We start from the raw sequence: 22,105 nt of genomic DNA on the forward strand, positions 1-22,105 counted from the left end.
ACCCTGTCATTCATCCACGCGGGGAGGCATGGATGGGCAGGAGCCGCAGAACGATTCCGGAGGAGCTTCTGCTGCTGGCGCTGGACCCGACCACGGGTACCACCGCACAGCCGCAGTCGCTCGACCTTGGTCTGGCCGGAGCACAGCTAGTGGAGCTGGCGCTGGCCGGACGGATAGCCCCAGACGGGGATCGTATCGCCGTGGTAGCACCACGGCCGACCGGAGATCCGACTTTGGACTGCGCGTTGGAGTTGCTGCGAAGGCGTGGTGCTCCCGTGCGTGCCGTCCACTGGATCGGCGGGCCCCGACTGGGGCTGCGCCAGACATATCTCTCGCATCTGGAGCGCTGCGGCATGGTCCATGCCGTCGCGGGACAGATGTGCGGGGTGCTTCCGACGACTCGCTACCAAGCGACGGACACGGAGATCAGCCGGGAGATCAAGGCCCGGCTGGACAGTGCGATCCGCACCGGCGTACCGCCGGACCCGCGGACCGCCGCGCTGGCCGCGCTGGCGCACGCCGTCGGCCTGGGCAAGCACCTCTACCCGGGGAACGAAGGGCGCTCCTCGCGCTCCCGCCTCCGGGACCTGATCAGGCACGACCCCATGGGCGGCCTCGTGGCACACGCCGTGATGGACGTCCAGAACGGTGTGGCCGCACAGCCACGCCGCAGCCCGGCCCCATCGCCCGGCCGCCAGGCCGCCGCCGGAGCCAGGCCCACATCGGAGCCCACACGGGGCGTTCCGATGCAACCGCGCCGAGGATCCATGGCGCGCGCCGTGGCGCACTGAGCCGCTGTTCCACGGCACAGCAAGGCAGGGCAACAAGAGCAGCACAGCACCACCACCGTCAGCGCCGCACCGCAAGTCCCCAAGACCCGGTTCGGGAGCCGCTGAGCCGCGCGGGGTGGCAGGCCGTACGTCCGGACGACGACACGGCCCGCCGCCCCGCGCGGCCATGTCTCCGCGCACGAGCGCCCCGTAAAGGGCGCGGGGCTGTATCAGTCTGCGGCTCCGCCGCGTGGGCGCGGCCCTCGCCCCGAAGGAGGCCGCAGGCCTTTGAGGGGCGCGGGGAACTGCGCGCCCAGCCACGACGCACCCGCAGGTAACTTATCGGCCCCTCAGCGGAGCGCACCCGCATATCCGCTGTTTCCCAGCGCTGGCAAGCACCTTGGTGGCAATCTGCTCAACAGCAGACACGCAAAGTACAGGCCGCACGCAGCCGGAGGTGCACGTCCCGTGGCGTCCAATGTCAATCCCACCGTCAGGCGACGCCGGCTGGGCCAGGAGCTGCGCCGGCTCCGCGAGCTCAAGGGCATGACCGCCGAGGAGGTCGCCGAGCGCCTGCTCGTCTCGCAGTCGAAGATCAGCCGCCTGGAGAACGGCCGGCGCAGCATCAGCCCGCGCGACGTCCGTGACCTGTGCGGGGTGTACGAGGTAGAGGACCAGCGAATGGTCGACGGCCTGATGGAAATGGCCAAGGCCTCGCGCCAGCAGGGCTGGTGGCACGCGTTCGGGGACATCCCGTACAGCGTCTACATCGGCCTGGAGACCGACGCCGAGTCACTGCGGGTCTACGAGCCCCAGATCGTCACCGGGCTGCTCCAGACCCCCACCTACGCCGAGGCCATCGTCCGCGGCGGATCCCCCGAGTCCTCGGACGCCGAGATCGAAAAGCGCGTCCAGGTCCGGCTGCGGCGGCAGGAGCGCATCAACGCCGACAAGGACCCGCTGCGCCTGTGGGTGGTGCTGGACGAGGCGTCGCTGCGCCGCGTGGTCGGCGACAACAACGTGATGCGCGAACAGTTGGAGCACCTCAACGAGATGGCCCAACTCCCCCATATCACCGTGCAGATACTGCCCTTCGACGTCGGCGCGCACTCCGGTCTGGCGGGGCAGTACGCGATCCTGGAATTCGCCGACGCGGCCGATTCGAGCGTGGTGTACATCGAGGGTGTCACCAGCGACCTGTATCTGGAGAAGGCGCCGGACGTGCAGAAGTACAGCCTCATGTACGAGCATCTGCGGGCCCAGGCGCTCAACCCCGAGCAGTCGCGGCAGATCATCGCCGACATCGCGAAGGAGTACGCCCGCGGAAGCGGGCTGAACTGAAGGGCGCAGGGTATACCAAAGCGCGCCCAACCAGAAGGTTCGGATGGAATATGCCACCCAGACGAGTGAACGGCTCCTCCGGGCGAGGAAGTTGGCGAGTAGCGTCGATCACGCCACTCGATCAACAAAGTTGGCGCGAACCGCGCTGTGGCCCCAATGGCCCGGTGACCTCGGCCAGCGATTCACCATCGGAGCGAACATGGCAATTCTGCAAGGCGCCACGAAGACCTGGACGAAGTCCTCGTACTCCTCCCCGAACAGCGCGTGCGTCGAGGTCAAGTCACCCACCACCTCGGCCCTCGCCGTCCGCGACTCCAAGGCCCCCGAGGGCCCGACCCTGGCCTTCCCGGCCGAGGCATGGAGTGTCTTCGTGACATCGGTCAAGCATTGAGACCCGAGGGTCCCTGACCCTCGGCCGCCCACTGGCCGAACCAACTCCATAAGGAACCACAGCAAGAGCCCTCTCGACTGGCCGCCGTCACCAGCCGAGGGGGCCGCGTTCTTGCCGGTACGCCCGGCAGCTCACCGCAGGCGATCCACGTACCGATCCGTCCCCGGCACCGTGGGAATGAACGGGGCCACCAACTCCACCCTCCCCAGCCCCGCCTCCGCCACCGGCTCCTCCAGCCCCGTGAAGTACTCCTCCCAGCACTCCCTGGGGTCCGCCTCCAGGAACCACAGCAACGTCAGCCGCGTATCGACCCCTTCGACCTGCTTCACGTACGACATACGGTCACCGGGAAGCGGAGTCGGCCGGAAGATCGTGACCATCGCGGACGGAGAGCCGGCGAGCCGCTTCGGCAGGTGCTTGGCGCGCAGCCACTCCAGCAACTCTGCCCGCTGTTCCTGCCCTTCCGCATCGATGACCTCCACGACCAGCCCCGCATACGGATGGTCCAGCGCGTGGAAGTCGCGCGGACCCGCCGCCCCGTCCCGGTACACCGTCGCCTCGTGGTCCTGGAACGCCGTGAAGACGTGCGTACGGTCCTGATAGACGCGGCCGTCGCGATTGAGCCGCTTGTTGATGCCGACTGTCCACTTCATGTGGTCGTCGTAGCGGCCGTCCGTGACCCAGTACGTGGAGATGTAGCAGCCGGCGGTGACCGGCTGGGCGACCGCCGACTTCTCGGGGTAGCGCAGGAGTTGGAGGTCGCGGGTGGCGACCCAGCGGCGGCCCGCGTACATCCAGGGCATCGCCATCGCTCCAGAGATGAAGTGATCATCCTCGTACCAGCGGTTGTACGCGTACTCATGGCCCGGATGCGGCTCGACCATGGTGATCAGTGCATGGCCCGGGTGAACGCCGTACGGGCCCACCGCGGCCAGCTCCGCGTACACCTCGCTGCGGGTCTCCTCACTCATGTCGCTTCCCTTCCTTCCTCCGGCGGACGCCCATACTCTGACGCCCCGTCAGACAATCCGCCAGAGTCAGGGAGGCCTCGGCATGTCATTGCTCGCGGGCAGGACCGTGATCGTCTCGGGAGTCGGCGCCGGACTCGGGCATCAGGTCGCGGCAGCGGTCGTACGGGATGGGGGCAACGCCGTGCTCGGGGCGCGCACGGAGGCCAATCTCGCCAAGTCGGCGGCGGAGATCGACCCCGAAGGCACGCACACCGCCTACCGCTCGGCCGACATCACCGACGAGGAGCAGTGCGAGGCGCTGACCGCACTCGCGGTCGAGCGATTCGGGCGGCTCGACGCCGTTGTCCATGTCGCCGCCTGGGACAGCTACTTCGGCGGTCTTGAGGACGCGGACTTCGCCACCTGGCAGTCCGTCATCGATGTGAACCTGCTCGGCTCGCTGCGGATGACCCGCGCCTGCCTGCCCGCGCTGAAGGACCGCGGCGGGTCCGTGGTCTTCATCGGGACACAGTCGGCCGTCGCCGCTCCCACGCAGGTGCGGCAGATGGCGTACGCGGCATCGAAGGGTGCGCTGACGTCCGCGATGTACTCCCTGGCAAGGGAGTTGGGGCCGCACCGGATCCGGGTGAACACCGTGCTGCCGGGGTGGATGTGGGGGCCGCCGGTCGAGGCGTATGTCCAGTTCTCGGCGCATACCGAGGGAGTGCCGGAGGCCGAGGTCCTGGAGCGGCTGACCTCTCGTATGGCGCTCCCGGAGCTGGCCACGGACTCAGACGTGGCCGACGCCGCGGCGTTCCTCGCATCGGACCGGGCGCGGGCGATCACCGGACAGTCCCTGCTGGTCAACGCTGGGGAGTTGATGCGCTAGCCCTCCTTCGGGGCGTTCAGGAACATGAACCGAGGTCAGTAAGCAGAACTATTTTACCTCCTCTTGACGGTACGGGCCGTTGTCGCCGCCATGCCAGCGAACTGACGATGAGCGGGCGCTTCACGACCCTAAGAGGGGGGCATATGAACGGTCTCGACTGGACCGTGCTGATCGGCTACTTCGGTGTGATGGTCGCGATCGGTGTCTGGTCCCACAAGCGCGTCGACAACGTCAGCGACTTCTTCACCGCCGGCGGCAAGATGCCGTGGTGGCTGTCCGGCATCTCGCACCACATGTCCGGCTACAGCGCGGTGATGTTCACGGGCTACGCGGCCATCGCCTATACGTACGGCGTCACTTCGTACGTCACCTGGTCCTTCCCCATCGCCATCGGCATCGCGATCGGCGCCCGCCTCTTCGCGCCCCGGCTCAACCGGGTGCGCGCACGGCTGCATGTGTCGTCGCCGCTGGAGTATCTGAAGAACCGTTACAACCTGCCCACGCAGCAGGCTCTCGCCTGGTCCGGCGTCCTGCTGAAGATCGTGGACGTGGGTGCCAAGTGGGCGGCGATCGCCACGCTGTTGTCCGTGTTCACCGGGGTCTCGCTCAACATGGGCATCCTCATCACCGGTGCGGTGACGGCCGTCTACTGCACCGTCGGCGGCCTTTGGGCGGACGCGCTGACCGAACTCGGGCAGTTCATCATCCAGTTCGTCGCCGGTATCGCGATGCTGATCGCCGTCATGGTCGAGTTGAGCGGCTTCAGCACGCTGTGGAACGTCTGGGACGAGCCCGCGCTCGACGGGCACACCGAGCCGCTGGCCGGGCCGTACATGATGGTCTTCCTGATCGCGTACCTGTTCATCAAGACCTTCGAGTACAACGGCGGCATGTGGAACCAGGCCCAGCGTTACATGGCCACGGACTCCGCGAAGTCCGCCACGCGCTCCGCCTCCCTGTCCGCCGTGCTCTGGCTGGTCTGGCCGCTGGTGCTGTTCTTCCCGATGTGGGTGGCGCCGCTGATCATCCAGACGGACGTGCCGGCCGATTCGTACGCGCTGATGGCTGAACAGCTGCTGCCGCACGGCCTGTTGGGCCTGGTCATCGTGGGCTTCTTCTCGCACACGATGGCGATGTGCTCGTCGGACGCCAACGCGATCGCCGCCGTCGTCACGCGCGACATCATGCCCGCCGTCTCGCGGAAGGTGCGCGAGTGGGACACCCGGACGGGGCTGCTGGCCGCGCGCTGGGCCACGCTGCTGTTCCTCGGCCTGTCGATGGCCATCGCGACGCAGGTCAACTCCGACTTCTTCGGCGACATCATCACGGTCGTCATCAAGTGGGTCGCCGGTCTGATGGGCCCGATCGCGATCCCGCTGATGCTGGGCCTGCTGCCCTGGTTCCGCAAGAGCGGCCCGACGGCCGCGCTGATCAGCTGGGGCGTCGGCCTCGTCACCTTCTGGCTGGTCAACTACCCGATCCACTGGAACGTCGACGGCGGCGTCCCGCTCCAGTACCAGGTCTCGGTCCCGCTCGCCGTCTCCCTGGTCCTTTACATCCTCATCGGATACGTGAAGCCGGAGGACACCCCGGAGCGCGACGCCGTACTCGCGAAGATCAACAACGATGACGACGGCTCGGGTTCGGCGGCTGCGGCGATCCCGACCCCGGCGGGCGTGGCGGACGACGTGGTGGGAGCGCCGGTCAAGGACTAGAAGTCCCTACGCCCGCGGATAGCGGGCCAGCCAGCCCGGCGACGACGCGGCCGGTCCGTGCAACGCGGGCCCCTGGGTCATCTCCATCGCGAAGTCGTCGGCGAGGACGAGCATCGTGGGGCGGCCCTCCAGTTCGGCCAGCCAGGCCGGCGGAAGGGCCGTCTCGCCGTGCAGGGCGCCGAGCAGGGCACCTGTGAGCGCTCCGGCGGTGCCCGATTGGCCGCCGTGGTTCACCGAGAGGCACAGCCCGTGCCGGGTGTCCTCGCCGACCAGCGCGCAGTACACAGCGACCGACAGCAACCCCTCCGCGGTACCCGCCCCGGCCAGCTCCTCGATCCGGGCCGGCGTGGGCATGCCCTGTCGTACGGCCCCCAGCGCGAACTGCAGCGCGTCGGTCACCGGCTGCTGCCCCGGCCAGTCGGCAAGCAGCTGGAGCGAGCGCTGTACGGCGGCGTCGAGGCTCTCGCCGCGGGCCAGTCCGTGCACGATCAGGGCGTACGCGCCTGCCGACAGGTAGGCGGTGGGGTGGCCGTGGGTCTGCGCCGCGCACTCGACGGCGAGCTGCATCACCAGCTGCGGCTCCCAGCCGACGAGCAGCCCGAAGGGAGCGGATCGGGCTGCGGCCTCGGCGCCCATTTCCTCCAGGTTCTTGGGGGCGTCCAGAGTGCCCATCATGTCGTCGGCGAGGCCGATCAGGCAGGCGCGGGCGGGGTTGCGGCGTGCGTACAGCCACTCCTCGCGGGCCAGCCAGCCGTCCTCCTTGCGGCGCTCGTCGGGACCCCAGTCGTGCTGCGTGGCCGCCCATCTCAGGTACGCGCGGTGCAGGTCCGTCGGCGGGTGCCAGGCGCCCGTGTCCCGGCGGACCTGGGCACGGATGAGCCCGTCGAGGCTGAAGAGGGTGAGCTGGGTCAGATGCGAGACGGCGCCACGGCTGCCGTGGCCGAAGGGCAGGTCGATGACGCCCTCCGGGCCGTACTCCGCGCGGATCTCGTCCACCGAGAGGTCCCCGACCGGCGAGCCCAGCGCGTCACCGAGGGCCGCGCCCAGCAGTGTGCCCCGCACCCGGCTACGGAAGTCCTGCTGTTCGGCACGCCCCCAGACGGCACCGGACGTCGCACCCACCGAGGCCTCCTGAAGATCCCGTCCCGTACGGCTACCGTCCCGTACGGCTGACAGCTCAGCACTGTAATCGAATGGGAACAGTCGGTTGAGGGCCGGAACGGTTTACGAATTCTGGGCGGGAACGTGCAGCGGTGCGAGGTGTGCGCAAGCAAGTGGGAAGACGGCGGGAGCGGGGAATAGACGAGAGGCCAACGCCCTTGTTTCTCAAGGTACTTGACCCATCACAGCGGCACTTTCAGGGGGACCAGTGGGGACTTCAGGGGGACTTTCATGACAAAGACCGGAGGCGGACGGGCACTCCCCGTCACGGCGGCCCTGCTCACCGGCACGGTCGCCCTCTATATGGCGCTGGTCGCGTTCGGCAACATCACCGACTACGGCACGAACCAGCAGTTCGTACGCCATGTCCTGGCCATGGACACCACCTTCAAGGACGACGACCTGATGTGGCGCGCGATCGAGTCCCGCACCCTCCAGGACATCGCCTACATCGCGATCATCTCCTGGGAGACCCTGGCCGCCCTCGTCCTCATCACCGCCACAGCCCTCTACGGCACGGGCCTGCGCAGCATGGACCTCACGCGCGCCCGCCGCGCGAGCACGGCAGGCCTGCTCATGACGATGCTGCTCTTCGGCGCAGGCTTCATCGCCATCGGCGGCGAGTGGTTCTCCATGTGGCAGTCGGAGGACTGGAACGGCCTGGACGCCGCCCTCCGGGTCTTCGTACTGAGCGGGGTGGTGCTGCTGGTGGTGCATCTGCCGGGGGCGGCGGGGCGGGCGACGGGGGGCGGTGACGTCGGCCGTACGAGGTGACGTCGGCGACGCCCAGCCCCGCCTCCACTTCGCCGGCAGCCTCCCGAACCGATCCCGACCGTCGGCACCGGCTGCGCGGCTGTCTGGCGTCGTACGCCTACTCGACCACCGAAACCGCCGTCCCCGTCTTACCGAAATCCCAGATCGCGTCCCCGTCCGCCGCGCGCACGCGAATTCCCCCCGTCTCGACTCCAGGGGCGGGCGGGGGCGACGAGCCGTCCTCGGCGTTGGAGAAGGCGATCGAGACGCCGGAGCGGGTGGAGAAGTAGACGACGTTCTCGATCGGCACCCCGTCGTAGCCGGTCGCGGAGGCATTGCGGAACGTGACCGTGTATGTGCCGGGCAGTGGGCTCACCGAGCCGGGCCACACCGTGAACGTACGGCGGGCGTCCTTGCCGGAGTCGACCAGCCATGCCCGCCGCTGGCCGAGGGAGTAGACGATGCGCCGCCCCGTGCCCGAGTCGTCCGGTACCGCCACCGGCGCGGACGGGCTCGGCGAGGCGGAGGGGCTCGCGGAGGCGGTCGGCTTCGGCTGGGCCGCCTGCTCGGCGCGTACGGCCAGGGCGGCGACCACCACGACGGCGCCGAGGGTCAGCGCGGTGACCCAGGCCCACGGGGACAGCCGTCGCCGGGGCAGCCTTCGTCGGGTGGGCACGGGCACGCACCTCCTCCCCCTGCTCGATGAGACAGCTCAGTCAGTCTCAGTCCAACACCGGCAGCAGCTCCGGCAGATGCCCGTCCGATGCCGACGCGGCCCGCTGCCGTTCCTCCGGGACCTCCCCGTACAGCGTCGTCCGCGGCCTGGCCGGGCGGCCCGCCGCCTCCGCCACCGCGATCAGGTCCTTGATGGACTTGTACGAGCCGTAACTGGAGCCGGCCATACGGGAGATGGTCTCCTCCATGAGTGTGCCGCCGAGGTCGTTGGCACCGGAGCGGAGCATCTCGGCCGCGCCCTCCGTCCCCAGTTTCACCCAGCTGGTCTGGATGTTGGGGATGTGCGGGTGGAGGAGGAGCCGGGCCATGGCCGTCACCGCGCGGTTGTCGCGCATGGTCGGGCCGGGGCGGGCGATGCCCGCCAGGTACACGGGCGCGTTGGTGTGGATGAACGGCAGCGTCACGAACTCCGTGAAACCGCCCGTCTGTTGCTGGATCCGCGACAGTGTCCGGAAGTGGCCGAGCCAGTGGCGGGGCTGGTCCACATGCCCGTACATCATCGTGGACGAGGAGCGGATGCCCAGCTCGTGCGCGGTCGTCACGACCTCGATCCAGGTCGCCGTGGGCAGCTTGCCCTTGGTGAGGATCCAGCGGACCTCGTCGTCGAGGATCTCGGCGGCCGTGCCGGGGATGGAGCCGAGGCCCGCCTCCTTGGCGGCCGTCAGCCATTCGCGGATCGACATTCCGGTGCGGGTTGCGCCGTTGACCACCTCCATCGGCGAGAAGGCGTGGACATGCATCCCCGGAACGCGTTCCTTCACCGCCCGCGCGATGTCGAAGTACGCGGTGCCGGGCAGGTCGGGGTGGATCCCGCCCTGCATACAGACCTCGACTGCCCCGACGTCCCAGGCCTGTTGGGCGCGGTCGGCGACTTGGTCCATCGACAGCGTGTAGGCGTCGGCGTCCGTGCGGCGCTGCGCGAAGGCGCAGAAACGGCAGCCGGTGTAGCAGACGTTGGTGAAGTTGATGTTCCTCGTCACGATGTACGTGACGTCGTCGCCGACCGCCGACTTGCGGACGTCGTCCGCGATCCGGGTGAGGGCGTCCAGCGCCGGGCCGTCGGCGTGCAGCAGGGCGAGCGCCTCGTCGTCGGTCAGGCGCGTCGGGTCGTCGGCAGCCGTCGCGAGCGCCGCCCGTACGTCCGTGTCGATCCGCGACGGCACCATCCCGGGCGCCGCCGCCTCCCGCAGCTCCTCCCAGTCTCCGTACACCTCGTCGAAGTCGTTCCGGCGGTCGCCCGTACGTCCCTCGGTGTCGATGGTGCGGTGCAGATCCGTACGCCCCGACGCGGTGAACGCCTCGTCCGGCTCCTGCCACGGGTGGCCCTGGACGAGGGCCTCGGGGTTCGCCAGGCCGGTCTCCGGATCGGCCAGGGCCCGCACGTGCGGCAGCAGCCGGGGATCCAGCCAGGGCTCGCCGCGCTGTACGAACTCCGGGTACACACACAGCCGTTCACGCAACTCGAAGCCCGCCTGCCGGGACCGGGCGGCGAGTTCGTCGATCTGCGGCCAGGGCCGCTCGGGGTTGACGTGGTCGATGGTGAGCGGCGAGACGCCACCCCAGTCGTCGATACCGGCACCGATGAGCCGCCCGTACTCGAAGTCCACGAGATTGGGCGGCGCCTGGAGGCAGGCGGAAGGACCCATGATGTGCCGCGCGACAGCCACCGTGGCGACGAGATCGTCCAGCTCGGCGTCCGGCATCCCGCGCATCGCCGTGTCCGGCTTGGCGCGGAAGTTCTGGATGATCAGCTCCTGGATGCCGTGGTAGGCCCGCGAGACCTTGCGCAGCGCGAACAGCGACTCGGCGCGTTCCTCGTACGTCTCCCCGATCCCGATCAGCAGACCGCTGGTGAACGGCACGGACGACCGCCCCGCATCCTCCAGCACCCGCAGCCGCACCGCCGGTTCCTTGTCGGGCGAGCCGTAGTGCGGGCCGCCCGGCTCGGACCACAGCCGGGTGGCGGTCGTCTCCAGCATCATGCCCATGCTGGGCGCGACGGGCTTGAGTCGCTGGAAGTCGGTCCAGGACATGACACCGGGGTTGAGGTGCGGCAGCAGACCCGTCTCCTCCAGGATCCGGATGGAGATGGCGCGGACGTACGCGATGGTGTCGTCGTACCCGTGCGCGTCCAGCCACTCCCGCGCCTCGGGCCACCGCTCCTCGGGCTTGTCGCCGAGGGTGATCAGGGCTTCCTTGCAGCCGAGTTCGGCGCCGCGCCGCGCGATGTCGAGCACCTCGTCCGGCGACATGAACATCCCGTGCCCGGCCCGCCGCAGCTTGCCGGGAACGGTGACGAAGGTGCAGTAGTGGCACTTGTCGCGGCACAGCCGGGTGAGCGGGACGAAGACGCTCTTCGAGTACGTGATGACACCGGCACGTCCCGCGGCCTCCAGGCCCGCGTCCCGCACCCGTCCGGCGGACGCCGCCAGGTCGTCCAGGTCCTCGCCCCGCGCCTGAAGCAGCACGGCCGCCTCGGTGACATCGAGCGCGACGCCGTCGCGGGCGCGTTTGAGGGCCCGCCGCATGGCGTTCGCGGTGGGCCCGGTTCCGGAGCTCGCGGAAGTCGTCATCCTTCGAGCATACGGTCGCATTGATCAGGCACTCCTGGGGCCGTGACAAGAGCGATGGGGACGCCTTGGTCCGGTGACGGTCTCCCAACGCCCGACCCACACCCTGGCCTTGAAGCGCTTCGTCCCCGACCGCCCCCTGCCCGAGTAGCCATTCCATGTACTCCGTGGCGCCCTACACGTACTTCGCGTAGTCGTCCAGCACGCGCAGCACTTCGGCCTCCCCGGCCGGCGGAAGTTGCAGGACGACCTCCTCGATGCCCAGGTCGGCGTAGTGCGCGAGCTTGCCGGAACCGGGCAGCACGGCGTACGGCACGACCTGGAGCGCCCCGGGGTCGCGGCCCGCCTCGGCCCAGGCGGACCGCAGGACCGGCATCGACTCGGTCAGCCCGCGGCCACCGATCGGCAGCCAGCCGTCCGCGTACTCACTGATGTGGGAGAAGAGCTTCGGCCCGGCCGCTCCCCCGATCAGCGTCCGCGGTCCGACGACCGGCCCGCGCGGCTTCTGTACGGGTTTGGGGTAGGCGTAGCTGGCGCGTACGGACCCGAAGTCGCCCTCGTATGCCGTCGGTTCCGGCGACCACAGCGCCCGCATCAGGGCCATCCGGTCCCGGCCAAGATCCCGCCGCGTACGCCAGTCGACGCCGTGGTCGGCGGCCTCCTCCACATTCCAGCCGAAGCCGATGCCGAACGTGAAGCGGCCGCCGGAGAGGTGGTCGAGGGTCGCGATCTGCTTGGCGAGGTCGATGGGGTCGTGCTGGGCGACGAGGGTGATGCCGGTGCCGAGACCAAGTCCCGTGGTGACCGCCGCCGCCTGACCGAGCGCGACGAAGGGGTCGAGGGTGCGGCCGTACTCGGGCGGCAGCTCACCGCCCGCGGGGTACGGGGTCGTCCGCTCGACCGGGATGTGGGTGTGCTCGGGGAGGTAGAGCCCGGCGAAACCGCGCTGCTCCAGCTCGCGGGCGAGCCGGGTCGGGCTGATCGTCTCGTCGGTGAGGAAGATCGTGGTGGAGATCCGCATGAGCCCTTCCTAGCGTGACAGACGCCCGGAGTCCATACCGACCGGTCGGACGAGTCTTGGAGCGTGTCCCGAAATCGCCTCGGAAGCCATGGGGGCGCTCCCTGGAAGCGCCGATGAAAGCTGCCGATTCCCTTCCCTTGCACGGGAGTTCACGGGTGAATACGAGGGTGGTACGTGCCACCCCGCGTCACCCGGGTCACACCCGAACTGCCCGGGTCACAACCGACTGTCCCACCCGACACCTTGGGAGCAGCAGCATGTGCGAGGACGACCACGGCATCGCAAGACGCGCCCTGTTCGTGACGGGGGCCGCCGCCGCGCTTACGTTGGGAAGCGTGAGTTTCCCGAGTGAGGCTGCCGACGCCGCAGCGGACCACGAGACGAAGACGGTGCGCGGCACACTGCCCACCGGCTCCCCCGACTTCGTGTATCTGCCGGTCGAAGTCCCGGACGGCGTACGGGAGATCAAGGTCGCGTACACCTACGAAAAGCCCTCCGTCCCGGCCGGCACCGCGGGCAACGCGCTCGACATCGGCATCTTCGACCAGCGCGGCACGGAACTGGGCGGCAAGGGCTTCCGCGGCTGGTCGGGCGGGGCGCGCACGGAGTTCTTCATCCGCGCCGACGACGCGACGCCCGGCTATATCCCGGGCCCGGTCCGCGAGGGCACCTGGTACATCGCGCTCGGCCCCTACACCGTGGCCCCGCAGGGACTCCCGTACGAGATCACCATCACGCTCACCTACGGCGAACCCGGCGCCGCCGTGAAGCCGAAGTACCCGCCCACACGCGCCAAGGGCCGGGGCCGCGCCTGGTACCGCGGCGACTGCCACCTGCACTCCTGGTACTCCGACGGCCGCCGCACCCCCGCGGAGATCGCGGCCCTCGCCCGCGAGGCGGGACTGGACTTCATCAACACCTCCGAGCACAACACCCATGCCGCGCACCCCCATTGGGCGGATGAGGCGGGCCCCCATCCCGACGGCGAACTGCTGATCCTGCTGGGCGAGGAGGTCACGACCCGTAACGGCCATGTCGTCGCGCTCGGCACGGACCCGGGGACGTTCATCGACTGGCGTTACCGCGCCCGCGACAACCGTTTCGGCAAGTACGCGCGCGAGATCCGCCGCTCCGGAGGCCTGGTCGTGCCCGCCCACCCGCACGCCACGTGCATCGGCTGCAACTGGAAGTTCGGCTTCGGCGAGGCGGACGTGGTCGAGGTGTGGAACGGCCCGTACGGGCCCGACGACGAGGTCTCCCTGGCCGACTGGGACGGCATGCTGGTCGCCTCGGTCCGCGAGGGCCGCGGCTGGATCCCGGCGATGGGCAACAGCGACGCCCATCGTCCCCCGGACCCTGTCGGCACCCCGCAGACGGTCGTCCTCGCCGACGACCTGACCCGCGAGGCCATCCAGGAGGGCCTGAAGGCGGGCCGCTCGTACATCGCCGAGTCCAGGACGGTCTCGCTCGACTTCACCGCGTACGGCCCGAAGGGCGAACACGCGGGAATCGGCGGCCGTTTGAAGGTCGACCGCGACGACCCGGTCACGGTCCGCCTGGAGGTCACCGGCGCCCCCCGCTGCACGGCCCGCTTCGTCACGGACCAGGGTGTCCTGCACACGAGCCCGGTCCTGCCGGTCTCCGGCTCGGGCACGGTGGAGTGGCGTACGACGGCCCAGTACGCGGCGTACGTACGGGCGGAACTGCGTCACGAGGCGGCGGTGGCGCCGCTTCCGGGGGCGCTGGCGGCGTTCACGAACCCGATCTTCTTGGGGCGGTAGGGGTCCGCCTGAGAGACTTCTCTGATCACCGACGAGAAGGACCAGTGCCTTATGTCGCGCTTCCACGATCTCAAGTTCCGCGCCGTCACGACGCTCCAGCGGTGGGTCGCCAATCCGCTCTCCAGACAACTGCCCTTTCAGACGCTCCTCGAGACCACGGGGCGAAAGTCGGGGCAGCCGCGCCGGACCCCGCTCGGCGGAAGCCGGGTCGGGGACGAGTTCTGGATCGTCTCCGAGTACGGCGAGAAGTCACAGTACGTACGGAACATCCGGGCGAACCCGAGAGTCCGGGTCCGCATCAAGGGCCGTTGGCACACCGGGACGGCCCACCTGCTCCCCGACGACGACCCGATCGCCCGCCTGCGCAAGCTGCCCCGCGCGAACAGCACGGCGGTGCGGCTGGTGGGGACGGAGCTGCTAACGGTGCGGGTGGACCTCGATGATGGACACGCTGCTCCATGAAGGACTCTGTCGGGCCTGGTGTTCGAGCGTGGCCGTACGCCGCCCCAAAGGCCGCTCCGAGACCGCCCTGGACCGAGGGACCCGCGCCACGAATGCGCAGATCAGACACGTGCGAGCGCGCGGCGAGCGGGCGCTGACAGGCGATCTCCACCGCAGGCACGCGCCCCCGCCAGCAACGTCAGGATGAACAATCTTCAATCCGAGGATTGAGGAGCTGCTGATCCATGGGCCTACGGATCTATGACCTGTGGATCACGGAAGTAGTAGACGACCGTCACTCCCAGTCCCGGCGTGTGCGTGTACACGACGGTGATCGCCTCGGCCGAGTCGCGGGCCAGAGGTGTCGTGTACGTGTACTCCACAGAGGGAGGTCGCCAGCCGGGAATCTCGCGCCCGACCGCCGGGTCTCGTGCGATGACCGTGAGCGCCTCGCGGACCACTTCCCGCTCCCCCTCCGTGAGGTCGCCGTACGCCTTCCTGGCGGGTTCGGCCTCCTCCAGCGGGACCTCGCTCATGCGCTGCCGCCTCCGGTATGCGCCTCTTCGAGGGCTGCCATGATCTCGGGTGAGTTCCTGATCTGGACCCGGTGGCGGTACGCCCTCACCACGGCCGCGGCGCGCTCGAAGTCGTCTGTGGGGGAGGCTCCTATGGCTGCGGCCAGTTCCTCCTCGAAGCGCTCCCGGTCGCCCGGGAACCCGTACCGGCTGAGCGCGCTGCGCAGGTCGTCCACGGTCCGGATCTCCGGAAGGGGCATCGCTCCCCAGCCGTGCTCACGCTGTGCGCTCATGATCTGCTCCTGGTGAACGGCCATAGTTCCACCTCCCAGTATGACGCCGTGCACCCACGACCGGCATGGCACATCGTTTCCCTCGACGTGCACCGTCCCACTCACCGCGCCTCCCCGCACTCGGCCCACAGCAGCTTCCCGCCCTTGGAGGCACCCCACTCCCGCAGTACGGACACACCCACCGATTCCGCACACGCCCGTACGAGGTGCAGCCCGCGCCCGTGCTCGACGTCTTCCGGCGGTACGACGACCGGGGCACCCTCCTGGAAGGCGTCCGGCACCCTCGGGTCGGTGTCCCAGACGGCGACCATGAGGCGGTCGGGCTCCATGGAGCGGATGCGAAGAGCGTACGGGCCGGCGGTGTGGGTGTGGGCGTTGGTGAGCAACTCGGAGGCCAACAGCTCGGCAGTGGACGCGTGTTGAGCCATTCCGTGCGCGGACAGGACGAGCCTGAGTGTTCCTCGGGCGATACCGGGAGCTCTTGAGTCTCGGGGAAGGTGCAGGGTGTAGTTCCAGGGTGCGGATACGGTTGCCATGGAAGTCTCCGGTTACAGAGGGGAGTTGGACGGTTGGTCTGCGTTGTCTTCGTGCATGGGTTGCCCAGTGACCTCGCCGCTCCGTCGAGCGGGGCACTTCTGGGCGGGGCGCCTGGTCAGTAATCTAGCGGCCATCCACTTAATACATTTCCCATATGGGCAATCGCATGAGATGTTCCCTCGTGTGGGTGACATCAAGTTGCCGATTCGCAAGGAGAGTTGAGCCATGGCGCCCAAGACCGCCACGTCCGCCCGTCGCCTCCGTCTCGGCACGGAGCTGCGGAGGCTTCGTGAGCGCGCGGGTATGACCGTCACCGAGGGAGCCCGTCAACTCGGCGTCAGCCAGGCACAACTCAGCAACATCGAGGCCAGCCGCTTCGGCGTCAGCCCCGACCGCCTGCGCGCCCTGGCCCGCATCTATCGCTGTTCCGACACCGCCTACATCGACGGCCTGATCGAGCTGGCCACGGAACGCAAGAGCGGCTGGTGGGAGACGTTTCGGGAGGTGCTCCCAGCCGGCCTGCTGGACCTCGCGGAAATCGAACACCACGCGGTCCGGCTCCAGGCGGCCAACACGGCACACATCCCCGGCCTGCTCCAGCTCGCCGACCACGCCCGCGCCATCTACGAACAGGCCGTACCCGAGTTCATCCGCCGCGACATCGAGCACCGCGTGAACCACCGGCTCCAGCGCCAGGCGCTATTGGACCAGGCCGACCCGGTGCCATACCAGGCGATCATCCACGAGGCCGCCCTTCGCGTACCCGTGGGCGGCTCGTCAGTCGCCAAGCGGCAGCTGAAGCACCTGTTGGCCCAGAGCGAGCGCGACGAGATCACCATCCAGGTGATCCCTTTCGCCGTCGGTGCCTACCCCGGCTCTGGACAGACGTTCCTCTACATCCACGGCACCGTGCCCCGGCTCGACACGGTCTCCCTGGACCAGTCACACGGCCCCGCGCTGGTCGACGCCGAGGCCGAGCTGGACACGTACCGCAATCTGCTCCGGCGCATGGAATCCGTGGCACTCTCCCCGGAAAAGTCCCGCGACTTCATCCGCAACCTGGCAACCGAGCTGTGAGAGGACCCTCATGACCGCCTACGCATGGCAGAAGTCGTCCTACTGCGCACAGGGCGAATCGTGCGTCCACATATCCGCCGCCCCCGAGACCATCCACCTCACCGAAAGCGCCGACCCCACCCAAGCCATCCTCTCCGCCGCCCCCTCCGCCTTCAGTGCCCTCCTCCGCACTCTGAAAGCGAGCCCGAACCACGGCTGAAGCACGCCTGGGATACGAGGGTGAGCAGTGCGGAGCACGCGCCGGACTACGGCGTAGCGCCAGGCGCGGAGACGAGAGGCGTACAGCCGAGCCGAACGGCCGCCCCTGGCGGGACCATCTGCGGCGACCCCGCTGTTCAGTCCCGCCGCGGGTGCACCCCCGGAGGCAGCGTTCCGCCGCTCCGGTCCTCCCACCAGCGCCGGGCTGCCGGAGACACCCGCTCGCGCGGGTACGCCGTATGGGTCAGGAACGCCTCGATCACCGTCGCCGCGGGCCGGTGCGGACGCACCGCCATCAGTACCGCCTCGTTTCCGCCCGGCAACGGCGGTGCCACCAGGGCGACTTCGTCCCCGGACCTCAGACGCAGCACTCGTGCCCGCAACTGGTGCTCATCCCCGGGTACAGCGCGCAGGCGCGCGTGCATCGGGTCCCTCCCCGGCAGGTCCAGCCGTACGTGAGCCAGCAGGGACCCGCGTTTGTACTCCTCCCAGCAGTCCAGCCCGAGGAGGCGGAACGGCGGTTCCTGCCACGGTCGCAGCGCGTCCAGACGTTCCAGCACACGCCGTAGGAAGTCCCGGACCGACGGCTCGTCATGCGGCTGCCAGGACAAGTCCCGCTCCCAGGAGTCCTCGGCGAGCGCCGCCCTGATCGAGGCGTACTCCTCCTCCGTGGTGAGGTCGTAGAACGGCTGCTCCAGGATCATGCGAGCGATGCGCTCGACTTCGCTCTCGTCCAGTTCCCGGCTGAACTGCACGCAGTAAAGGATCGCTACGACCACCCCGAAGTGCATGCGCGGAGTATGACGAACGTGTCGCCTGCCGCAAGTCCCTGCCACCGGGCGGCCCGTGCAGGTGATCACCTGCGACAAGGTCAAGTGGATGAACTCCCCTCCGCCTCGGGCAGTTGGGCAGGGTTTTGTCACGTGCACACCTAGACCTCTGAACTTGTCTGTTTCACGGTGGTCCTTCCGACCCGCATGGAGGGACCCAGCAGTGAGACGAAGACGATTCGTGGCAGGAACGATCGGCGCACTTTCGGGGATCACGCTCGGTTCGGACGCGGTCCGGGCCGCTGCGCCGACGCCCCGTACGCAAGGCTGGCAGGCCGTGCCGGCGCCCGGCAGCACCCCGGTCGCGCAGTTACGCCGCATCGCCGCTGCCGGACCCCAACTGGCCTGGGCCGTGGGCGAGGAGGGCCGTGCCGGGCCGTCGCAGGGACGAGGGCTGGCCATGCTCTGGAACGGTAGCGCCTGGTCGAAGACCGACCTGTCGCATCTGACCTACACGCGGTTGAGCGACGTCGCCGGTATCAGCTCCACCGCGGCGTGGAGTGTGGGCCTGCCTGCCGGGAACACGAGCCCGCTGCTGCGCTGGGACGGAACCACCTGGCGCGAGGCCGCGTTCCCGGGCATGGGCGAGCCGGACGTCCGGATGGACGCGGTCGCGGTCGGCCCCGACCTGCGGGTGTGGGTCTGCGGCAGCCGCGGCGGCAGCGCCTGCCTGCTGCAGGGGGACGGGCGGCAATGGCGATGGCTGGACCCGCTGCCTGTCGCGAGCGCGAACCTGTACCGGGTCGTACTTCGCTCGCCGGACGAGGTCTGGGTGAGCGGCGACCAGCCACGGCCAACCGGCGGAGGATGGTCCGGACTCGTAGCCCGCTGGAACGGAGCATGGACGGTCCTGCCTCCGATCACGGGCCTCCGTCTGACCATCAGCGACCTGCATCCGGCCGGTCCGGACGACGTATGGGCGGTGGGCACCGAGGCCGGCATCGGCGGACCACCGGGACGCCCCGGCAACCCGGCTCTGGCCCACTGGGACGGCACGGCCTGGACACGGGTACAACCGGGCTTCACCGTGGGGTCGTTGACCGGAATCGCGGGCGACGCACAGGGCCGCGCCGCATGGATATCGGGCTGGAACTACCAGGACCAGACCCGCAGCACCTATCTGCGCCGGGACGGCGGCGCCTGGAACGTCGTACGAGGTCCAGCCGGCGCGGCGACGGCCCCGTACCTCAACGACGTGACGCCCATTCCCGGGACCGCGGGATTCTGGTCGGCGGGCATGACGAGTCCCACCCCCGCTCCTCCGACCGAGGCATACACGGAACGCATCGAAGCCTAGGCCCGCGGCGCGTTCGAGAGGCGGTCCGGCCACTCGGTGAGCAGGGCCGCCTCGGCGGGGTGAGGAACGCCGGCCCCCTGCGAAAAGGGGATGCACCGGTATGCCCTCCCTGTGTTGCATGGACCCATGGTGTCCACCGACCGACTGCTCGCCTTCGCGGCCATGTCCTTCCTGCTGATCGTGGTGCCCGGTCCGAGCGTGCTGTTCGTGATCGGGCGGGCGCTGGCGCAGGGGCGTCGCGCCGCGCTGACCACCGTCGTGGGGAACACGTTCGGCGCGTACGTGCTCGTCGTGGCCGTGGCGCTGGGTGTCGGTTCCGTCGTGGAGCGCTCCGTCCTGGTCTTCACGGCGCTGAAACTGGCGGGTGGTGCCTACCTGGTGTACCTGGGGATGAAGGCGTGGCGGCAACGGGGTTCGTTGCAGGCCGCGTTCAGCGAGGACGTGGCCACGGTCGGCGGTCGGCGCACGCTGTGGGAGGGGTTCGTGGTCGGGATCGCCAATCCCAAGACCATCGTGTTCTTCGCCGCCGTACTGCCACAGTTCGTCGACCGCGCCCAAGGACACGTCGTGGCGCAGATGCTGCTGCTCGGCCTGGTCTTCAACGTCATCGCGCTGGCGTCCGACAGCGTGTGGGGGCTGGTCGCCGCCACCGCACGGGGCTGGTTCGCCCGGTCACCTCGGCGGCTCTCCCTGGTCGGTGGGGTCGGCGGACTCGCCATGGTGGGCCTTGGCGTCACTGTCGCCGCGACGGGGCGAAAGGAGTAGCTGCTCCCGCCGATCCGGTCAAGCCGGATGCTCCTACGATGGCCACACCTTGCGCATGAGAAGAGTATGATGCCCACATGACGATCAACATGACGATGAGCCTGCCCGATGACGTAGCCGCGTTCGTCAAGGCCAAGGGGAACGCGTCCGCCTACACCGCCCGGATACTGCGCCGCCAGATGCTCGCCGAGCAGTTGGAGAAGTCCGCGCGCGTGCGGGCCGAGGCGGGGATAGTGACTACGGCCGCTGAGCCCGCCGAGAGTGAGGAAGCCACGTTGCAGCGCTGGGCGCGGGTGGCGGGTCGGTGAACCGCGGACACGTCTACCAGCTTTCCTTCGCCGGGGGCCCCGCCCACGTCCTGGTGATTTCGTCCGACGCCCTCAACGCACAAAACAAGACTGCGACCTGTGTACTGATCTATCCGCAGCAGGTGCGCGAGCCGACGCTCGTCGACATTCCGGTCAGCACGCCCTCGTCGGGCACCATCGTGCTCGGCGAGTTCCGCACGTTGTCCGCCCCCCACTTCACCGAAGACCTGGGACCGGTGGACGAACGCGTCATGGAAGCCGTAGAGATCGGACTCCGAGCCGTATTCGACCTGTAGAGCAGCTGACATCACCCCGGCCACACGATCGCCTGCACCTCGCTGTACGCATGCAGCGCGTACGAACCCACGTCCCTCCCCACCCCGCTCTTCTTGAAGCCCCCGAACGGGGCCTCCATGTTCCGGCCGACCGTGTTGACGCCGACGCCGCCGGCCCGCAGCGACCGGGCCACCCGGAACGCACGCGCCACGTCCCCCGACCAGACGTAGTCGATCAGGCCGTAGTCGGAGTCGTTGGCGAGGGCGACGCCCTCTTCCTCCTCGTCGAAGGGGATGACGACCACGACCGGGCCGAAGATCTCCTCGCGGGCGACCCGCATGTCGTTCGTGCAGTCCGCGAGGAGGGTGGGGGCGACGTAGAAGCCCGTGTCGTACGCGGGTCGCTCGCCGCCCGCGACCACCCGCGCGCCCTCCTTGCGGCCCAGCTCGATGTACGACTCGACCCTGTCCCGGTGGGCCGCCGAGATCACCGGGCCCACGACCGTGCCTTCGGCGCGCGGGTCGCCCACCTTCAAGTAGCCTGAGTACGCGGCGAGTTGGTCGACCACACGGTCGTACACCGCCCGCTGCGCCAGGACTCGCGTCGGTGCCGTACAGATCTGGCCGCTGTAGAAGGAGAAGGTCGTCCCGATCCCCCGTACCGCCGACGCCACGTCCGCGTCGTCGAAGACGATCGCCGCGCCCTTGCCGCCCAGCTCCATCAGCTGGCGCTTCATGTCGCGCCCGCACACCTCGGCGATGCGCTGCCCGACCGCCGTCGAGCCGGTGAAGCTCACCATGTCGACGTCGGGCGAGTCGACCGCCGCCTCACCGGCCTCTGCCCGCGAGCCCGAGACGACGTTCACCACACCGGGCGGCGCGCCCGCCGCCTCCAGCGCCTCCGCCATCCGGTAGACCGACAGCGGGTCCTGGGGCGCGGGCTTCACCACCACCGTGTTGCCCATCGCCAGGGCGGGGGCGATCTTGCCGGCCGGGTTCGCCCAGGGATTGTTGTACGAGGTGATGCAGGTGACGACGCCCACCGGCTGGCGTATGGCCAAGGCGCCCATGACGGCCGCCTTGCCGAACGGGCCCGCCTCGTTGATCTGCGGGACCAGCGCCTCCTCGACCGGCTCCAGCGCCCCCTTCGCGTACCGCCGGAAACGGGCCGCGCCCACCCCCACCTGCATCCCGCGCGCCGTCCCGGTCGTGGCGCCGCTCTCCGCCTGGGCGAGTTCGGCGTACGGGACGAGGTTGCGCTGAATGATGTCCGCCGCCCGGTCCAGGACCGCCGCCCGCTCCGAAGGGGACGTACGCGACCACGGTCCGAAGGCCTCGCGAGCCGCGGCTGCCGCCGCGTGCACCTGCTCCCGCGAGGCCTCCGGCGCCAGGCCGACGACCGACTCGGTCGCCGGGTCGATCACCTCGTAGAAACCGTCATCGGGTACGACCCACGAGCCCCCGATGAACAGCCGCTGCTCGTCCGTCACTC

At 69.3% G+C, this 22,105-nt stretch carries 24 protein-coding genes; 14 read left to right on the forward strand and 10 right to left on the reverse strand.

The window, feature by feature from the left end; all coding sequences use genetic code 11:
• The first annotated feature begins 32 nt into the window (after positions 1-32).
• The 3 genes from ACFYO0_RS24505 (at position 33) to ACFYO0_RS24515 (ending at position 2,502) form a co-directional block, all read left to right on the forward strand.
• Positions 33-791: a GPP34 family phosphoprotein gene (locus tag ACFYO0_RS24505; protein WP_388679665.1), complete on the forward strand. Its 759-nt coding sequence runs from the start codon at positions 33-35 to the stop codon at positions 789-791.
• Positions 792-1,238: 447 nt separating this feature from the next.
• Positions 1,239-2,111, forward strand: a complete 873-nt coding sequence (locus tag ACFYO0_RS24510; protein ID WP_388679667.1) for a helix-turn-helix domain-containing protein — start codon at positions 1,239-1,241, stop codon at positions 2,109-2,111.
• A 199-nt stretch (positions 2,112-2,310) separates the two neighbouring features.
• A complete protein-coding gene (locus ACFYO0_RS24515) occupies positions 2,311-2,502 on the forward strand; it encodes a DUF397 domain-containing protein (RefSeq protein WP_386336753.1) in 192 nt (63 codons plus the stop codon).
• Positions 2,503-2,633: 131 nt separating this feature from the next.
• On the opposite strand, the gene ACFYO0_RS24520 is transcribed toward ACFYO0_RS24515, so the two are convergent.
• Positions 2,634-3,473, reverse strand: coding sequence for a hypothetical protein (locus ACFYO0_RS24520; protein WP_388679670.1), 840 nt, complete (start codon positions 3,471-3,473; stop codon positions 2,634-2,636).
• An 82-nt stretch (positions 3,474-3,555) separates the two neighbouring features.
• On the opposite strand from ACFYO0_RS24520, the gene ACFYO0_RS24525 reads away from it, so the two are divergent.
• The gene (locus tag ACFYO0_RS24525) at positions 3,556-4,341 is read left to right on the forward strand and encodes an SDR family oxidoreductase (RefSeq protein WP_388679673.1); all 786 of its coding nucleotides are present in this window, start codon (positions 3,556-3,558) and stop codon (positions 4,339-4,341) included.
• Positions 4,342-4,484: 143 nt separating this feature from the next.
• A complete protein-coding gene (locus ACFYO0_RS24530; RefSeq protein ID WP_388679675.1) occupies positions 4,485-6,056 on the forward strand; it encodes a sodium:solute symporter family protein in 1,572 nt (523 codons plus the stop codon).
• A 6-nt stretch (positions 6,057-6,062) separates the two neighbouring features.
• On the opposite strand, the gene ACFYO0_RS24535 is transcribed toward ACFYO0_RS24530, so the two are convergent.
• Positions 6,063-7,178, reverse strand: a complete 1,116-nt coding sequence (locus tag ACFYO0_RS24535) for an ADP-ribosylglycohydrolase family protein (protein WP_388679677.1) — start codon at positions 7,176-7,178, stop codon at positions 6,063-6,065.
• Positions 7,179-7,448: 270 nt separating this feature from the next.
• Between ACFYO0_RS24535 and ACFYO0_RS24540 the strand changes: the two genes are divergently transcribed.
• A complete protein-coding gene (locus tag ACFYO0_RS24540; protein ID WP_388679680.1) occupies positions 7,449-7,991 on the forward strand; it encodes a DUF2165 domain-containing protein in 543 nt (180 codons plus the stop codon).
• Positions 7,992-8,088: 97 nt separating this feature from the next.
• On the opposite strand, the gene ACFYO0_RS24545 is transcribed toward ACFYO0_RS24540, so the two are convergent.
• The 3 genes from ACFYO0_RS24545 to ACFYO0_RS24555 all read right to left on the reverse strand — a co-directional run bounded on the left by ACFYO0_RS24545 (position 8,089) and on the right by ACFYO0_RS24555 (position 12,296).
• Positions 8,089-8,652 (reverse strand): hypothetical protein, encoded by a 564-nt coding sequence (locus tag ACFYO0_RS24545; protein ID WP_388679683.1) that lies wholly within the window; start codon positions 8,650-8,652, stop codon positions 8,089-8,091.
• Between the two features lie 40 nt (positions 8,653-8,692).
• Positions 8,693-11,278, reverse strand: a complete 2,586-nt coding sequence (locus tag ACFYO0_RS24550; protein WP_388679686.1) for a bifunctional FO biosynthesis protein CofGH — start codon at positions 11,276-11,278, stop codon at positions 8,693-8,695.
• A gap of 172 nt (positions 11,279-11,450) precedes the next feature.
• A complete protein-coding gene (locus ACFYO0_RS24555; protein ID WP_388679689.1) occupies positions 11,451-12,296 on the reverse strand; it encodes an LLM class F420-dependent oxidoreductase in 846 nt (281 codons plus the stop codon).
• Positions 12,297-12,553: 257 nt separating this feature from the next.
• Here ACFYO0_RS24555 and ACFYO0_RS24560 point away from each other — a divergent pair, with 257 nt between their 5' ends.
• A complete protein-coding gene (locus tag ACFYO0_RS24560) occupies positions 12,554-14,077 on the forward strand; it encodes a CehA/McbA family metallohydrolase (protein WP_388679691.1) in 1,524 nt (507 codons plus the stop codon).
• 51 nt (positions 14,078-14,128) lie between these two features.
• Entirely contained in the window at positions 14,129-14,539 is a 411-nt protein-coding gene (locus tag ACFYO0_RS24565) for a nitroreductase family deazaflavin-dependent oxidoreductase (protein ID WP_388679693.1), read from the forward strand.
• Between the two features lie 230 nt (positions 14,540-14,769).
• Here the strand turns inward: ACFYO0_RS24565 and ACFYO0_RS24570 are convergent, their stop codons facing one another.
• From ACFYO0_RS24570 to ACFYO0_RS24580, 3 genes are all read right to left on the reverse strand, one after another.
• Positions 14,770-15,054 carry a hypothetical protein gene (locus ACFYO0_RS24570; protein ID WP_388679696.1) on the reverse strand — a complete coding sequence of 95 codons (285 nt, stop codon included), beginning with the start codon at positions 15,052-15,054 and terminating at the stop codon, positions 14,770-14,772.
• Positions 15,051-15,326 carry a hypothetical protein gene (locus tag ACFYO0_RS24575; protein ID WP_388679698.1) on the reverse strand — a complete coding sequence of 92 codons (276 nt, stop codon included), beginning with the start codon at positions 15,324-15,326 and terminating at the stop codon, positions 15,051-15,053. Before ACFYO0_RS24575 ends, ACFYO0_RS24570 begins: the two co-directional genes overlap by 4 nt.
• A 101-nt stretch (positions 15,327-15,427) precedes the next feature.
• Positions 15,428-15,862, reverse strand: coding sequence for an ATP-binding protein (locus tag ACFYO0_RS24580; RefSeq protein WP_388679701.1), 435 nt, complete (start codon positions 15,860-15,862; stop codon positions 15,428-15,430).
• A 226-nt stretch (positions 15,863-16,088) separates the two neighbouring features.
• On the opposite strand from ACFYO0_RS24580, the gene ACFYO0_RS24585 reads away from it, so the two are divergent.
• Together ACFYO0_RS24585 and ACFYO0_RS24590 are read left to right on the forward strand one after the other, a co-directional pair.
• On the forward strand, positions 16,089-16,940 hold the full coding sequence (locus tag ACFYO0_RS24585; RefSeq protein WP_388679704.1) for a helix-turn-helix domain-containing protein: 852 nt from the start codon (positions 16,089-16,091) through the stop codon (positions 16,938-16,940).
• 10 nt (positions 16,941-16,950) lie between these two features.
• Positions 16,951-17,139 carry a DUF397 domain-containing protein gene (locus tag ACFYO0_RS24590; RefSeq protein ID WP_388679707.1) on the forward strand — a complete coding sequence of 63 codons (189 nt, stop codon included), beginning with the start codon at positions 16,951-16,953 and terminating at the stop codon, positions 17,137-17,139.
• A 136-nt stretch (positions 17,140-17,275) separates the two neighbouring features.
• Here ACFYO0_RS24590 and ACFYO0_RS24595 read toward each other — a convergent pair whose 3' ends face one another.
• Positions 17,276-17,929 (reverse strand): hypothetical protein, encoded by a 654-nt coding sequence (locus ACFYO0_RS24595; protein WP_388679710.1) that lies wholly within the window; start codon positions 17,927-17,929, stop codon positions 17,276-17,278.
• A gap of 220 nt (positions 17,930-18,149) precedes the next feature.
• On the opposite strand from ACFYO0_RS24595, the gene ACFYO0_RS24600 reads away from it, so the two are divergent.
• From ACFYO0_RS24600 to ACFYO0_RS24615, 4 genes are all read left to right on the forward strand, one after another.
• Complete coding sequence (locus tag ACFYO0_RS24600) at positions 18,150-19,265, forward strand: hypothetical protein (protein ID WP_388679713.1); 1,116 nt, start codon at positions 18,150-18,152, stop codon at positions 19,263-19,265.
• Positions 19,266-19,391: 126 nt separating this feature from the next.
• Positions 19,392-20,030: a LysE family translocator gene (locus ACFYO0_RS24605; RefSeq protein ID WP_388679716.1), complete on the forward strand. Its 639-nt coding sequence runs from the start codon at positions 19,392-19,394 to the stop codon at positions 20,028-20,030.
• A 77-nt stretch (positions 20,031-20,107) separates the two neighbouring features.
• Positions 20,108-20,338, forward strand: coding sequence for a hypothetical protein (locus tag ACFYO0_RS24610; RefSeq protein WP_388679719.1), 231 nt, complete (start codon positions 20,108-20,110; stop codon positions 20,336-20,338).
• On the forward strand, positions 20,335-20,634 hold the full coding sequence (locus ACFYO0_RS24615; protein ID WP_388679721.1) for a type II toxin-antitoxin system PemK/MazF family toxin: 300 nt from the start codon (positions 20,335-20,337) through the stop codon (positions 20,632-20,634). Before ACFYO0_RS24610 ends, ACFYO0_RS24615 begins: the two co-directional genes overlap by 4 nt.
• Positions 20,635-20,645: 11 nt before the next feature.
• Here the strand turns inward: ACFYO0_RS24615 and ACFYO0_RS24620 are convergent, their stop codons facing one another.
• Entirely contained in the window at positions 20,646-22,103 is a 1,458-nt protein-coding gene (locus ACFYO0_RS24620; RefSeq protein ID WP_388679723.1) for an aldehyde dehydrogenase family protein, read from the reverse strand.
• Positions 22,104-22,105: the final 2 nt, after the last annotated feature.

The sequence above is a fragment of the Streptomyces sp. NPDC006365 genome, from assembly GCF_042870755.1.
GTDB lineage: Bacteria > Actinomycetota > Actinomycetes > Streptomycetales > Streptomycetaceae > Streptomyces > Streptomyces xiangluensis.

What these genes read in the sequence shown, in the direction of transcription:
- ACFYO0_RS24505 (WP_388679665.1), top strand. Translation starts at nt 33, where the DNA reads ATGGGCAGGAGCCGCAGAACGATTCCGGAGGAGCTTCTGCTGCTGGCG.
- ACFYO0_RS24515 (WP_386336753.1), top strand. Translation starts at nt 2,311, where the DNA reads ATGGCAATTCTGCAAGGCGCCACGAAGACCTGGACGAAGTCCTCGTAC.
- ACFYO0_RS24520 (WP_388679670.1), bottom strand. Translation starts at nt 3,473, where the DNA reads ATGAGTGAGGAGACCCGCAGCGAGGTGTACGCGGAGCTGGCCGCGGTG.
- ACFYO0_RS24525 (WP_388679673.1), top strand. Translation starts at nt 3,556, where the DNA reads ATGTCATTGCTCGCGGGCAGGACCGTGATCGTCTCGGGAGTCGGCGCC.
- ACFYO0_RS24530 (WP_388679675.1), top strand. Translation starts at nt 4,485, where the DNA reads ATGAACGGTCTCGACTGGACCGTGCTGATCGGCTACTTCGGTGTGATG.
- ACFYO0_RS24540 (WP_388679680.1), top strand. Translation starts at nt 7,449, where the DNA reads ATGACAAAGACCGGAGGCGGACGGGCACTCCCCGTCACGGCGGCCCTG.
- ACFYO0_RS24550 (WP_388679686.1), bottom strand. Translation starts at nt 11,278, where the DNA reads ATGACGACTTCCGCGAGCTCCGGAACCGGGCCCACCGCGAACGCCATG.
- ACFYO0_RS24555 (WP_388679689.1), bottom strand. Translation starts at nt 12,296, where the DNA reads ATGCGGATCTCCACCACGATCTTCCTCACCGACGAGACGATCAGCCCG.
- ACFYO0_RS24560 (WP_388679691.1), top strand. Translation starts at nt 12,554, where the DNA reads ATGTGCGAGGACGACCACGGCATCGCAAGACGCGCCCTGTTCGTGACG.
- ACFYO0_RS24565 (WP_388679693.1), top strand. Translation starts at nt 14,129, where the DNA reads ATGTCGCGCTTCCACGATCTCAAGTTCCGCGCCGTCACGACGCTCCAG.
- ACFYO0_RS24570 (WP_388679696.1), bottom strand. Translation starts at nt 15,054, where the DNA reads ATGAGCGAGGTCCCGCTGGAGGAGGCCGAACCCGCCAGGAAGGCGTAC.
- ACFYO0_RS24575 (WP_388679698.1), bottom strand. Translation starts at nt 15,326, where the DNA reads ATGAGCGCACAGCGTGAGCACGGCTGGGGAGCGATGCCCCTTCCGGAG.
- ACFYO0_RS24580 (WP_388679701.1), bottom strand. Translation starts at nt 15,862, where the DNA reads ATGGCAACCGTATCCGCACCCTGGAACTACACCCTGCACCTTCCCCGA.
- ACFYO0_RS24585 (WP_388679704.1), top strand. Translation starts at nt 16,089, where the DNA reads ATGGCGCCCAAGACCGCCACGTCCGCCCGTCGCCTCCGTCTCGGCACG.
- ACFYO0_RS24590 (WP_388679707.1), top strand. Translation starts at nt 16,951, where the DNA reads ATGACCGCCTACGCATGGCAGAAGTCGTCCTACTGCGCACAGGGCGAA.
- ACFYO0_RS24595 (WP_388679710.1), bottom strand. Translation starts at nt 17,929, where the DNA reads ATGCACTTCGGGGTGGTCGTAGCGATCCTTTACTGCGTGCAGTTCAGC.
- ACFYO0_RS24605 (WP_388679716.1), top strand. Translation starts at nt 19,392, where the DNA reads ATGGTGTCCACCGACCGACTGCTCGCCTTCGCGGCCATGTCCTTCCTG.
- ACFYO0_RS24610 (WP_388679719.1), top strand. Translation starts at nt 20,108, where the DNA reads ATGACGATCAACATGACGATGAGCCTGCCCGATGACGTAGCCGCGTTC.